The sequence below is a fragment of the Actinophytocola sp. genome (genome assembly GCF_036378875.1).
Taxonomy (GTDB): domain Bacteria; phylum Actinomycetota; class Actinomycetes; order Mycobacteriales; family Pseudonocardiaceae; genus Actinophytocola.
In genome coordinates this window covers 109,777-122,436 of sequence record NZ_DASUVO010000174.1, presented here as the reverse complement: position 1 = coordinate 122,436, position 12,660 = coordinate 109,777, and the positions used below count along the sequence as shown (strand labels likewise).

Genomic DNA, 12,660 nt, shown 5'->3' with positions numbered 1-12,660 from the left:
AGGCCATCGTACCAACCGACACAGACAAAACCCCAGGTCGCGGGCCCCTGTGGACAACTTTCGGGGGTCAGTCCGAGCGAATGGGACACTCGTGCACCCGGAGAGGCCCGCGGTGAACGCCGCGAGTGCCTACAAGTCCAGCGCGCGGGCATGTACGCCGTCGCCGTGGATGACATGCGAGCATGGCAGATCATGCGCACCACGTTCCCTCTGTACGCGGCCGGGTTCGTGACCGCGTTCGGGGCGCACAGCATCGCGGCGGGGCTCGGGGGCTACGCGTCGGCCGAGCAGGCGTCGTTGTTGACGCTCGGGGTGTTGCTCGCGGTCTACGACGGTGCGGAGGTCGTGCTCAAGCCGGTCTTCGGGTCGTTGGCCGACCGGATCGGGCCGCGGCCGGTGCTGCTCGGCGGGTTGGTCGCGTTCGCGGCGGTGTCGGCGGTGTGTGTGTTCGCGACGGGGCCGGCCGTGGTTGGGGTGGCGCGGTTCGGGCAGGGTGCGGCCGCGGCCGCGTTCTCGCCGGCCGCGAGTGCGATGGTCGCTCGGCTCACGCCCGCCACAAGCCAGGGCCGTGCCTTCGGCGGGTATGGCGCGTGGAAAGGAATCGGTTACACGCTCGGCCCGCTGCTCGGCGGTGTCCTGATCGCCCTGGGTGGGTTTCCCCTCCTGTTCGCCACGCTTGCCGTGCTCGCGGCCGGGGTCGCGCTCTGGGCCCTGGCCGTCGCGCCCGTGGTGCCGCCGTTGCCGCGGGCACGGCAGACGGTCGTCGACCTCGCGCGCCGGCTGCTGCACCCCGGCTTCCTCACCCCGACCGCGGCGCTGGCGGCGTCCACCGCCTGCCTCGCCGTCGGCGTCGGGTTCCTGCCCGTCCAGGGCGCGGGCCTGCACCCCGTGGTCACCGGTGCGGTGGTGTCGGTGCTCGCCGCGACGGCCGCACTGGTCCAACCGTGGGCCGGCCGTCGCCACGACAGCGGCAAACTTGGTGCCCGCGCCGGCATGACGGCCGGACTACTCGTGGCCGCCGCGGGGTTCGCGATCACCGCCCTCGTGCCAGGTCTGCTGGGCCTCCTCCCCGCCGCCGCGGTCATCGGCGCCGGCACGGGCCTGGTCACGCCGTTGGGGTTCGCCGCGCTGGCGGCGGCCACGCCACCGGAACGCCTCGGCCAGACCATGGGCAGCGCCGAAGTCGGCCGCGAACTCGGCGACGCGGGCGGACCACTCCTCGTCGGCGCGATCGCCGTGGCGACGAACACGACGACCGGCCTGCTGGCCTTGGCCGTGGTCGTGGTGGCCTGTGCCGCCACAATGCGAGCGGCAACAGGAAGGACGCCATGAACCAGCACATGACGCCGGACGAGTTCCGCGAGTACGGCAAGCAGGTCGTCGACTGGATCGCCGACTACCTCACGAACGTCGAGTCGCTGCCCGTGCGGGCTCAGGTCGCGCCGGGGGACGTGCGGCGTGCGCTGCCCGAGCATCCGCCGGAGCACGGCGAGGGCTTCGCGGAGATCCTCGCCGACCTCGACCGGATCGTGCTGCCCGGCATCACCCACTGGCAGCATCCCAGCTTCTTCGCCTACTACCCGTCGAACACGAGCGGTCCGGCGATCCTCGGCGACCTGCTGTCCTCCGGCCTCGGGGTCCAGGGAATGCTGTGGGCGACCAGCCCGGCGTGCACCGAGTTGGAGACCGTCGTCGTCGACTGGCTCGCCGAGTTGCTCGGTCTGCCGGCGCACTTCCGGACCGACGACGCGGGCGGCGGCGTTATCCAGGACTCGGCGTCCAGCGCGAGCCTCCTCGCGATCGTCGCGGCACTGCACCGCAGCAGCGGCGGCACGATCGCACAGGCCGGCCTCACCGGACGGCACACCCTGTACGTGTCCTCCGAAACGCATTCCTCACTGGCCAAGGGCGCCCGGGTCGCCGGGGTGGGTGCCGAGAACGTCCGGATCGTCGACGTCGATCCGAAGACGCTCGCGATGGATCCCGTGGCACTTGACCGGATGCTGGCCGAGGACATCGCCGCCGGGGCGGTGCCCGTGCTCGTCTGCGCGACCGTCGGCACCACGTCCACGGCGGCCGTCGACCCGGTTCGGGCCGTTGGCGAGGTGTGCCGCCGGCACGGGGTGTGGCTGCACGTCGACGCCGCCTACGCGGGGGTCGCCGCGGTGTGCCCGGAGCTGCGCTCACTCCACGACGGGGTGGCCGAGTACGCCGACTCCTACGCCACCAACCCGCACAAGTGGCTGCTCACCAACTTCGACTGCACCGTGATGTGGGTGGCCGACCGGACGCCGCTGCTCGGCGCGCTGGCCATCCACCCGGAGTTCCTCCGCAACGCGGCGACGTCCACCGGGGCGGTCGTCGACTACCGGGACTGGCAGATCTCGCTGGGGCGCCGGTTCCGCGCGTTGAAACTGTGGACCGTGCTGCGGTGGTACGGCGCGGAAGGCCTTCGTGCCCACATCCGCACCGGTCTCGCGCAGGCGGCCAAGTTGGCGGCGTGGGTCGCCGAGGACCCGGATTTCGAACTGCACGAGCCGCAAACGCTTGGCCTTGTGTGCTTCCGTCCCCGCTGGCCCGGCCGCAAACCAGAGGAAGCCGACGCCGCGACGCTGCGGCTGATGGAGACACTCAACGACAGCGGCGCGCTGTACCTGACACACACGAAGATCGCGGGTCGCGTTGTGCTGCGGATGGCGTTGGGCGGCACCAGAACCGAACAACGTCATGTCGAGGCAGGATGGCGCGCCATCCGTGATGCCGCCTCGACGTGACCGACCGGGAAGGCCAGGTCCGGATCCCCCAGATGACCCGGACCTGGCCGTACCCCCAGTGACAGTCAGCTCATGGCCACGAACGTGAAGTCCCTCGTGCCGATCATTTCCTGGTACCTCCCCTCGGGCGGTGACGGAGCGGCTGCCCCTGAACAGGTGTAGTCGCCAAGGAGTTGTGCGGTTTCCGGTGACCAGCCCGGACAAACAACTCCGCACAGTGTTGGCTCGGCGGCATACTTGTCCGATGCCCCGACCAGAGCGCCCGGTGATGAGCAGCGCGGGCGCGCTGGAACGGGAGTTGACCGGTCAGGCGCGGTCGACGGTCGCGTTCACCCCGGACAGTCGCCGTGTCGTCACCAGCTGTGCCGACGGTTCGGTGTGTGTCTGGCCCGCCACGGTGACCGGCGAGCCGACCATCCAAGATGGACACAGCGGCCCGGTCTCCTCCGTCGCGGTCTCGGCGGACGGGCGCTTGGTGGCAAGCGGTGGGCACGAGGGGACCGTACGTGTCCGGCCGGGCGGTGGTGGTTCGGTGCGGGTGCTGGCCGGTCGATGGCGAGGAGGGCGAGGTCGTGTTCCGCGGCTACCAGGCGACCGTGGAGAGTGTGAGCAGCTGGCGTGACGAGTTACTCACGACACACGACGACGGCTCGGTCCGCGTGCAAGACTGCGAAGTCTGCGGCGACACTCGGGAGGTCCTCGCGCTGGTCAGAACGCGCGCCACCCGGGAGCTCACCGCGGAGGAGCGAAAGGCTTTTGGAGTGCGAAGTTGAACGGCGGAATTCCATTTCCCTGGATTTCGATCCGGTCAGACCATTGACAGGTCGCCTACTATCTCGTTCGAGACCGGGGCCAGCGATATCACTTCGTGATGTCACAGGAGTGGGTGGAGTGCAGTGAGCAGACCTGGCAAGTTGACCTCCGACGACGTCCAGTCGGTCGTCTTCGACCAGTCGAGCCGGCTCTCTCGCGGGTACAACGAGCAGCAGGTCGACGCATTCCTGGACCTGGTCGCCGACACGATTGAGGACTTGACCGCAAAACTCGCGGAAAAGCGGGCGGACACCGATCGAGTAATGGGTGAAGCCCAACGGAACGCGGAGGCGATCGTCCGGCGCGCCCAGGCCGTCGCCGAACAGATCGAGAACGAGGCTCGCGCCAGAGCGGCCCGCATCGTCGCCGAGGCGTCCCAACGCGCGGGCGCCATGCCGATGATGGCCCAGGGTGAGGACTTCGCGGCCGCCGCGGTAGCGGTCGGCACCCGCATCGGCGGCATCCGTGACGCACTGAGTGCCGAACTGGCCAACCTCTACCGCCTGATAGGCCGCGTGCAGAACACGCAGAACGGCAACAACAGGCCACGCTGACCCTGCTCCCGCCCTCAGCTGGTCAGCTTTCGAAGCGGGTCAGCCACTGGGTCAGCAGTTTCTCCAGTTCGGCGGCCTGCTCGTCGGTCAAATCGGACAGCAGGCGGTGTTCGTTGGCCATGTGTTCGGTGAACGCGCGGTCGATCAGTTCGCGGCCGGCGGGCGTGAGGGCGACGACCCGTCCGCGGCCGTCCGCGGCGCTGCGTCGGCGGGCGACCAGCCCGTCACGTTCCAGGCGGTCGAGGCGTTTGGTCATCGCGCCGGTGGTGACCATCGTGAACTGCGCCAGCTCGCCAGGGGCCCGCTCGAACGGTGGCCCGGCCCGGCGCAGCGCCGCGAGCACGTCGAACTCGCCCTCGCCGAGGCCGTAGCGCCGGTACACGACACACAGTTGCTCGGTGAGGTGCCCGGCCAACCGGTGCAGCCGCCCGATCACGCCCTGTGGACGAACGTCCAGGTCAGGGCGCTCACGTGCCCACTCTGCCTGTATTCGTGCGACGTGGTCCTTCACGAGAGCCAATATACCTTCCCGGGAAGCTATAGTAGCTTCCGTGGAAGCTAAATGGGTGCTCGTCACCGCGGTCGCGCCCGTGGCCTGGGGCTCGAACTACTACGTCACGCACGAGTTCCTGCCCGCCGGTCACCCTCTGTACGGTGCTCTTCTCCGTGCGCTGCCGGCCGGCCTGCTCCTGCTCGCGCTGCGGAGACGGCTGCCTAGCGGGTCGTGGTGGTGGCGGTCGCTGGTTCTCGGCACGTTGAATGTCGGCGCGTTCTTCGTCCTGATCTACGTCGCCGCGCAGCTGCTGCCGACGAGTGTGGCGGCCACGGTCATGGCGACCTCGCCGATCGTGATGATGTTGTTCGCGTGGCTGCTCGTCGCCACCCCGCCACGGCCCCGGCACCTTCTCGGCGCCGCCCTGGGGATCGCGGGAGTCGCGTTGATGCTGTTCTCGGGCGTGGTGGCGGCCGACCCGCGCGGTGTGCTGGCGTCGATCGGCGCGATGGTCATGTCCTCGCTTGGCTACGTGCTGGCGAAGAAGTGGAGTGACGGTGTGGACGTCCTGTCGCTGACCGCCTGGCAGCTGATCGCCGGCGCGCTCGTCCTGCTGCCGGTGGCCGTGCTGGCCGAGCCGGTACCGGTGCTCGACGGGCCGGCCGTGCTCGGCTTCGCGTACGTGACGGTGATCGCGACGGCGCTGGCCTTCGCCGCGTGGTTCGCGGGTCTGCGGCACCTGGACGCGGGGACCGTCGGGCTCGTCGGGTTGCTGAACCCGGTGACCGGTGTGCTGCTGGGCACGGCGATCGCCGCCGAGACGCTCAGCCTCCGGCAGCTGTGCGGGCTGGCGCTGGTGCTCGCCGGGATCCTCGTTCCACATGTTGGGCGCGCCACCGCGAGCCCGCCAGCGCCGTACCATCGGCGGCGTGCCGAAACCGCTGCGGAACTTGGGTTTTCTGACGATCGGGCTGTTCGACGAGGCTGATCCCCGCCGCGGCCACGAGTCGACGCTGGAGATCATCGAGCTGGGGGAGCGGCTCGGCTTCGACAGCGCGTGGGTGCGTCACCGCCATCTGCAGTTCGGGATCTCGTCGCCGGTCGCGGTTCTCGCCGCGGTGTCCCAGCGCACGAGCCGCATCCACCTCGGCACCGCGGTCACCCCGCTCGGCTGGGAGAACCCGCTGCGCCTCGCGGAGGACTGGGCGACCGTCGACATCCTCTCCGGCGGCCGGCTCAACCCGGGCCTGAGCGTCGGCCCGCCGATGCGGTACGAGGAGGTCAAGGAGGCGCTGTACCCGGACACGGCCGAGGTCGAGGACTTCAGCTACGAGCGGGTGAAGCGGCTGCTGGGCTTCGTGCGTGGCGAGCCCGCGACGGCGGCCCCCGCCACCGAGGGTTTCGAGGTGTTCTCCGACCGTGTGCAGCCGCACTCGCCCGGACTCGGCAGCCGCATGTGGTACGGCGGCGCCAGCCTGCGGTCGGCGGAGTGGGCTGGCGAGCACGCGATGAACTTCCTGACCAGCAGCGTGGTGAAGGCGGAGGGCGAGTCGATCGACTTCGCGGAGATCCAGCTGTCACACGTGCGCGCGTTCCGCGCCAAGCATCCCGACGGTGACCGGGCACGCGTGTCGCAGGGCCTGGTGGTCGTCCCGACGGACAGCGCGACCGCGGCGCAACGGGACAAGTACGCGGAGTACGCGGCCAAACGCCTGCCAAGAACCGCGTCCCCGCAGGGCCCGGCGCGATTGCTGTTCTCCCCGGACTACGTCGGCACGTCCGACGAGATCGCCGAGCGGCTGCACTCGCACGCCGCGTACCGGGAGATCGACGAGGTCGCCTTCGCCCTGCCGTTCAGCTTCGACCACGAGGACTACGTGCAGATCCTGACCGACATCGCCGAGAAGCTCGGCCCGGCGCTGGGCTGGCACCCGGCGGAGTGATCACGGCTTGAGAAGCGCGTCGATGGCGTAGCGCGCCCGCCACACCGCGCCCTTCTCACCGAGCCGCAACGCGGTGTTCGTGGCGAGGAGCACGGCCTCGAGCTGGAACGACGTGAGGTCCGGGTCGCGGTCGGTGAGGTCGCCGGAGTCGATCGCGTGCCGCACTTCCGCGGTCAGGCCATCCCGCCAGGCCCGCCGATGCCGGAACAACGCGTCATGGACCGGCCCGGGACGGTCATCGAAGTCGGCGAGGTTGGCGGCCCAGAAGCAGCCGCCGTAGAACAGCGGCTCCTCGGCGTAGACGATCCAGGCGTCGATCATCGCTCGCAGACGCGTCAGCCCGCGTGGTGCCTGGAGCGCGGGCTTGACGACCGCGTCCTGGAACGCCGCCGCCGCGGTCTCGATCGTCTCGAGCAGCAGCTTTTGCTTGCTGCCGAACAGGGTTTGCACACTGCTCTTGCCGACCTCGAGGTCGCTGGCCAGCCGGCCGAAGCTGAGACCGAACAGCCCGTCGTGCGAGGCCAGGTCGACAGCGTGCTTCAGAATCGTCTGCCGGGACCGGGCGCCGCGCAGCAGCCGCCCATCGGTCTTGCTCATCCAGCCTCCCGCGCTCTAAACGTACGGTCGACCGTACACCCATTATCAAAACATACGGTCGACCGTACGTTTAGTTCACGCACACCTGACTCGCCAACTCAGCGCCAACTCAGCGAGGACAGCGAAGGTTCTCTCACGCAGCTGAGCAGTGCACGAGGGGAGATGGGGGAAGTGAGGAGAGCGGTAGTCCTAGCGGTAACGGTCTTGTCGGCGTTGGCGGTAGCCGCGCCCGTCCAGGCGGAGGTCCGGCCGGGGGTCTGGACCTTTCTCTACGCGGACAAGGAGTCGCTGACGGGCACATACGTGCCCGAGAACCAAGACGGCGCCAAGGGTTCGGTGACGAAGTACGCCGACGGCCGCTACCGGGTGGAACTGGACGGCGTGGGAGCGCCTGGTGTCCCCATGGTCACCGCTGTCGGGGGGAACGGCGTGCACTGCCAGCTCGCGTCCTTCGGTTCGAACGGCCTGATGTATGTCGACTGCTACGCCGGGACGGCCCGCAAGAACAGCAAGTTCATGCTGACGTTCTTCTCGCCGCCGGCGGACTCTCCGGCGAACAGCGCCTACGGCTTCGCGTTCAGCGGACCCCAGGCGACGAGCTTCCCGGGCGGGACGAGTATCTCCACCGACGCGTCGTCGGGTGTCTCGACCGTCCAGTTCACCCGAGCCGGCTTCACCAACGGCGGAAACGTACAGGTGACCGCGGTGGGGCGGTCGCCTGCTCGCTGCTCGGTCATGTCGTGGGTCCAGACGACGTCCGGTGTGACCGCACAAGTCAAGTGCAAGAACCTGTTCGGGCAGTCACCCGTCCCGCCACAGTGGACACTCGTCTACGCGCGTGAGCGGTCGATCATCGGGGGTGACACGGAGCACTTCGGCTACCTCCAGGCTGACCGGCCTGATTGGTCGAGCCCGGATCCCTACCCTCCCGACCCCAACCGCAACCGGGGGCCGAACGGCTACACGCACGTCGTGCGGCGGCCCGTCCCCAACGTGGGCACCTACCAGGTTCGGGTCCATGGCGCGCTGGCGGAGGCGTTCACGCTGCACGTCTCGGTCAACGGTGACACCGCCGGCTTCTGCGTCCCGACCGGCTGGAACTTCAACCTCGCCGATCCGGAGTGGCCGGGCACGGTCGACGTCGCCTGCTTCGACGGGGCCGGCGCGCCGGCCAACCAGGTGTTCACGCTGAACTACTACTCACCCTCATGACGTGACACCGCAGCCGCACTTGCCCACCCCAGCCCCCGGCCTGGTGAGTGCGCGGTGTCCGAAGCGGCGGCGCCGATGTCGGCCAGCAGTATGGCCGCATCGCGCCGCCGTTCCGATGCCTGGGTGGGGTTGCCGGTTCGCTCAGCGACCTCACCCAGGACCAGCAGTGCCTGCGCTTCACCCAGGCGGTAGCCGGTTTCCCGATGCGAGGTGAGCGCGAGCTGTGCGAGGTCCTCGGCCTCGAACAACTCGTCCCGGTCGAGTTGGATGGCCGCCAGAACGGTCCTGGCCCGGGCTTCGAGTACCCGGTAGCCGATCTTGTTCGCCAGATCGATTGTCTGCGTGGCGTCTTCGGGTCTTCGGCGTGCGGCGGCCAGACCGATCAAACCGAGAGCCTCGCCGTGCCGATGGGAGGTGTCGCGGGCCAAAGCCACCGCCTGCTGGTGATGGTCGACCGCGGTGCTCTTGTGCCCAAGGCGCAGGTGGACGGTGCCCAATGTGTTCAGCGCGTCGACTTCACCGTGTGGGTATGCGATCTCCCGTGCCATGGTCAGCGCCGCCTGTGCGTGCTCGAGCGCGACGGCTTGTTCGCCGATATCGCTGAGAACGTCGGCCAGTCGGTTGCGGGTTTCGATCTCCGTGGCCCGGTCGCCGACCTCACGGTGTTGGGTCAGCGCGCGCAGCAGGTGATCTCGTGCCTCGTTGAGCCGGCCGAGGTCGTGCAGTACCGAACCGAGATCGCTGAGCTTGGCCGCTTCCGCGTGGGGCGCCCCGATCTCACGCCCGATCGCCAGTGCCTCGGCATACCGTCTGTGGGCTGCCTGCAGGTCGCCCAGGTGCTGGTAGGCGATGCCCAGGTTGCCCAGATTGTTGAACTGGCTGGTCAGCCGGCCGATTCGTTGGTTGAGCGCGAGGGCGGTCTGGTAGAACTCCACGGCCGCTCGCGGCTGGCCCGAGAGGTTGTGCAGGTTGCCCAGGTTGTTGAGGGCGGCGGCTTCGCCTTCCGCCCAGCCGGTTCTTCGTGCGGTGTCGAGTGCGCGGGTGGAGAACTCGATGGCCTGCTGGTAGTTCCCCATCCGGAAGTTGGCGTCGGCGAGGCTGAGGAGTGCGCCGGTCTGCGCGGTGAGGTCCTCGTTGGCTTCCGCTGCCGTGAGGCCGGCGTGCGCGACCGCCAGCCAGTCCACTGTGTACATACGAAGCCAGAAGTAGCCGCGCAGTGCGTCGGCCAGCAGGGCCACCACGGGCAGCGGTCGGTGCCGCACCGCGGCGACCAGGTTGTGCCGCTCGGCGTCCAACCACGCCAGTGCCGCCGTGTTGTCCGCGAAGGCGCTGCCGGCTGTGTCGGCGCCGTCGGCCGGGGGCAGCGTGAGCCGGCGCGACTGCGGGTACAGCAGGGTCGCGGCGGCGTCGACGGTGCGCAGGTACCAGTCATACAGCCGATGTACCGCGGCGTCCCGTTCGGCTGCGCTGTCCTCCTGCTCGCCCCGTTCGCTGGCGTACAGGCGAAGCAGGTCGTGGCAGCCGTACCGGTCCGCGTGGTGGTCGACCAGGTGTGCGGCGGCGAGCCGGGTCAGCAGGTCGCCAGCTGTGGCACTGTCGATGCCGGCGAGCGCGGCGACCGCCTCCACTGTCACGTCCGTGCCCGGCACCAGGCCCAGCAACCGGAACAGCCGGCGCGCGTCGTCCGGCAGTGCGGCGTAGGACAGGTCGAACGCGGCACGCACCGCGGCCTGTTCGTCGCCGTCGACCTGCAGTGCGGCCAGCCGGTTGCCGGCGCGCAGCAGCTCGCAGTACTCGGCCACGGTGTGCTCGCCGAGGTTGGCCGCCGTGATGCGCAGGGCCAGCGGCAGGTACGCGCACAGCTCGGCCAGTTCGGCGACCGCGGCGGGTTCGGCTCGTACGAGGTCGTCGCCGAGCAGGTAGGTGAGCAACTGGTTCGCTTCGGTCCCGGTCAGCACGTCGAGGCGCAGTCCCCGCGCGCCGTCCCGCGCGACCAGGCCGGTCAGCGCGTCCCGGCTGGTGACCAGCACGAGACAGCCGGGCGCGCCGGGCAGCAGCGGCCGGACCTGGTCGGGGTGGTGCGCGTTGTCGAGCAGGACGAGCATGCGCCGGTCGGCGAGCACACTGCGATAGAGGGCGGCGGCCTCGTCGACGTCGGTCGGCACCTGCTCGGCCGGCACCCCGAGCGCGTGCAGGAACCGGGCGAGCGCGTCGATCGGCCGCACCGGCTGGCCGGCCGCGTACCCGCGCAGGTTCACGTACAGCTGGCCGTCGCCGAACCGGTCCCGCACGCGATGCGCCCAGTGCACGGCGAGCGCGGTCTTGCCGACACCGGGCGTCCCGGTGATCGTCACGATCGCGACCGCCGGTCCCCGCTGCGGCGACAAGCCGTCGAGCTGCCGCAGAAGCGTGTGCCGGCCGGTGAACCCGGCGACACCGCCGGGGATTTGCGCTGGCGTGACCCGCCGCGTGGTTCTCGTGTTGGTGAGGGCGCGGTCGTCGGCGAGGATTGCCCTTTCCAGCTCACGCAGCTCGGGCCCGGGTTCCATGCCGAGCTCGGCGACCAGCACCGCACGACCGTTCCGGTAGACGTCGAGCGCCTCGGCCCGCCTGCCACACCGGTACATCGCGAGCATCAGCTGGCACCGAAGCTGTTCGCGCAACGGAAACTCGTCGACGAGGCGCTGCAGCTCGTCGACGATCTCGACATGTCGGCCCAGCGCGAGTTCCGCGCCGAGCCGCGCCTCCAGCGCCGTGAGCCGTCGCTGCTCCAGGCGGTTCGCCTCGGCGGTGACGACAGGGGAGGTCGGCACGTCGTGCAGCGCCGGCCCGCGCCACAGCGCCAGCGCCTCGACCAGCAGGTCCACCCCGGCGGCCAGCTCGCCGGCGGCCACACTGCGTTGCCCGGCCTCGACGAGCCGCTCGAACACGTGCGAGTCCAGTGCGCCGTCGGCGACATCCAGCAGATAGCCGCGATCTCGGGTCAACAGGCGGGATTCCGCGGTGCCGCCGAGCAGTTTCCGCAGCCGGGCAACGTATCCCTGGATGGTGTTGAGCGCGGTCCTCGGCGGGCGTTCACCCCACAGTTCGTCGACGAGCCGGTCCGCACTGACCACCTGACCAGCCTCGGCGAGCAGGACGGCCAGCACGACCCGTGGTTGCGCGGCCCGTATGGACTGCCACCCGTCGCCGTGCCAGACCTGCATCGGACCAAGGACCCGAAATCGCATCCGGCTCACCCCAGCGCCATTATGTCGTGTGGTATATCCGGAACGCCCTTATGGGTTGATCGGCCCCGTCGCTTTCAACGTTTCCAGTACCGGGGCCGTGTGCAGGGTGTGGATGGCGGGCAGCGCGCCGAGCCGCCGTGTCAGATACCGGTGCAGTGCGGGCGGATCCGGGCACAACGCGTGCGCGATCAGGTTCGTCGGGCCCGTGGTGGCGGCGACGACCGCCAGCTCGTCGTGCGTGGCGAGAGCCGTTGCCACCTCGTCAAGTTCGGCCGGCGCGACGGCCATCCACAGGAACGCCTGCGTGGTGACGCCATAGCGGGCCGCGTCGATCTCGACGTCGAAGAACAGCGCGCCGCGGCCGCGCAGGTCGCCCAGCCGGCGGGCCACGGTCGCCGCGGACAGACCGGTCGCCGCGGCCAGGTCGGTGTTGCTGAGGCGGCCGTCGTGGCGCAGGGCATCGATGATGGCGTGGTCGTCGCGCGTCAGCGGCTCGTCGCCGGGCACGATGTCCGGTGGCCGCAACAGTTTCCGCTGCTCGTCGTCGAGGGCGGCGAGGCGGCCGCGCCAGGCGGTCGGGCCGCCGAGATAGGTGTGGAGCACGAAGTGCGCCGACACGGCCGTGACGCTTGCCGTGCGGGGGATGTCGTTGAGCAGCGCGGGCGCGCCGGCCGGCGCGTGCACGATCACCACGATCTCCGTGCCACCCGAGGTGACCTTGACCCACGACGTGTCGGAGCGGCGGGCCAGCGAGCGGGCGAGGGTCCGCGCTGTGGCCGGCTGTGCGGTGAGCCGGACCAGCCACTGCGTGAGCTCCGTCCGGTCCGGGTCCGGCAGGCCGACCACCCGCAACCCTTCCTCGGCGCGTAGCCGCTGGTAGCGACGGGCGACGGTCTGCGTCGAGACCCCGAGTACCGTCCCGACCCGGCTGAACGCCACCCGGCCGTCGATGCTCAGTGCGTGGATCAAACCACGGTCGACCGCGTCCAGCATGGAAGATTCCGTCCAATCAACCCGCGCTCGATGGAACATGTGCTACATCGA

11 protein-coding genes are annotated in these 12,660 nt (G+C 69.9%); 7 read left to right on the top strand and 4 right to left on the bottom strand.

Annotated elements, in window-relative coordinates; all coding sequences use genetic code 11:
* Positions 1-174 precede the first annotated feature (174 nt).
* From VF106_RS49270 to VF106_RS49255, 4 genes are all read left to right on the top strand, one after another.
* Positions 175-1,332, top strand: coding sequence for an MFS transporter (locus tag VF106_RS49270; RefSeq protein ID WP_330847169.1), 1,158 nt, complete (start codon positions 175-177; stop codon positions 1,330-1,332).
* Between the two features lie 8 nt (positions 1,333-1,340).
* A complete protein-coding gene (locus VF106_RS49265) occupies positions 1,341-2,774 on the top strand; it encodes an aminotransferase class I/II-fold pyridoxal phosphate-dependent enzyme (protein ID WP_330847168.1) in 1,434 nt (477 codons plus the stop codon).
* Positions 2,775-3,018: 244 nt separating this feature from the next.
* Positions 3,019-3,396: a WD40 repeat domain-containing protein gene (locus VF106_RS49260; RefSeq protein WP_330847061.1), complete on the top strand. Its 378-nt coding sequence runs from the start codon at positions 3,019-3,021 to the stop codon at positions 3,394-3,396.
* Between the two features lie 274 nt (positions 3,397-3,670).
* Positions 3,671-4,141: a DivIVA domain-containing protein gene (locus VF106_RS49255; RefSeq protein WP_330847060.1), complete on the top strand. Its 471-nt coding sequence runs from the start codon at positions 3,671-3,673 to the stop codon at positions 4,139-4,141.
* Positions 4,142-4,163: 22 nt separating this feature from the next.
* Here the strand turns inward: VF106_RS49255 and VF106_RS49250 are convergent, their stop codons facing one another.
* Positions 4,164-4,652 (bottom strand): MarR family winged helix-turn-helix transcriptional regulator, encoded by a 489-nt coding sequence (locus VF106_RS49250; protein WP_330847059.1) that lies wholly within the window; start codon positions 4,650-4,652, stop codon positions 4,164-4,166.
* 40 nt (positions 4,653-4,692) lie between these two features.
* Between VF106_RS49250 and VF106_RS49245 the strand changes: the two genes are divergently transcribed.
* Both VF106_RS49245 and VF106_RS49240 read left to right on the top strand, forming a co-directional pair.
* Positions 4,693-5,622: an EamA family transporter gene (locus VF106_RS49245; RefSeq protein WP_330847058.1), complete on the top strand. Its 930-nt coding sequence runs from the start codon at positions 4,693-4,695 to the stop codon at positions 5,620-5,622.
* Complete coding sequence (locus VF106_RS49240) at positions 5,516-6,577, top strand: LLM class flavin-dependent oxidoreductase (RefSeq protein WP_414639246.1); 1,062 nt, start codon at positions 5,516-5,518, stop codon at positions 6,575-6,577. Before VF106_RS49245 ends, VF106_RS49240 begins: the two co-directional genes overlap by 107 nt.
* On the opposite strand, the gene VF106_RS49235 is transcribed toward VF106_RS49240, so the two are convergent.
* The gene (locus VF106_RS49235; RefSeq protein ID WP_330847056.1) at positions 6,578-7,174 is read right to left on the bottom strand and encodes a TetR family transcriptional regulator C-terminal domain-containing protein; all 597 of its coding nucleotides are present in this window, start codon (positions 7,172-7,174) and stop codon (positions 6,578-6,580) included. It lies immediately after the preceding gene.
* A gap of 204 nt (positions 7,175-7,378) precedes the next feature.
* Here VF106_RS49235 and VF106_RS49230 point away from each other — a divergent pair, with 204 nt between their 5' ends.
* A complete protein-coding gene (locus VF106_RS49230) occupies positions 7,379-8,386 on the top strand; it encodes a hypothetical protein (protein ID WP_330847055.1) in 1,008 nt (335 codons plus the stop codon).
* Here VF106_RS49230 and VF106_RS49225 read toward each other — a convergent pair.
* Entirely contained in the window at positions 8,371-11,616 is a 3,246-nt protein-coding gene (locus tag VF106_RS49225; protein ID WP_330847054.1) for an AfsR/SARP family transcriptional regulator, read from the bottom strand. The genes VF106_RS49230 and VF106_RS49225 overlap by 16 nt on opposite strands.
* A 48-nt stretch (positions 11,617-11,664) precedes the next feature.
* On the bottom strand, positions 11,665-12,609 hold the full coding sequence (locus VF106_RS49220) for an Lrp/AsnC family transcriptional regulator (protein WP_330847053.1): 945 nt from the start codon (positions 12,607-12,609) through the stop codon (positions 11,665-11,667).
* Between the last annotated feature and the right edge of the window lie 51 nt (positions 12,610-12,660).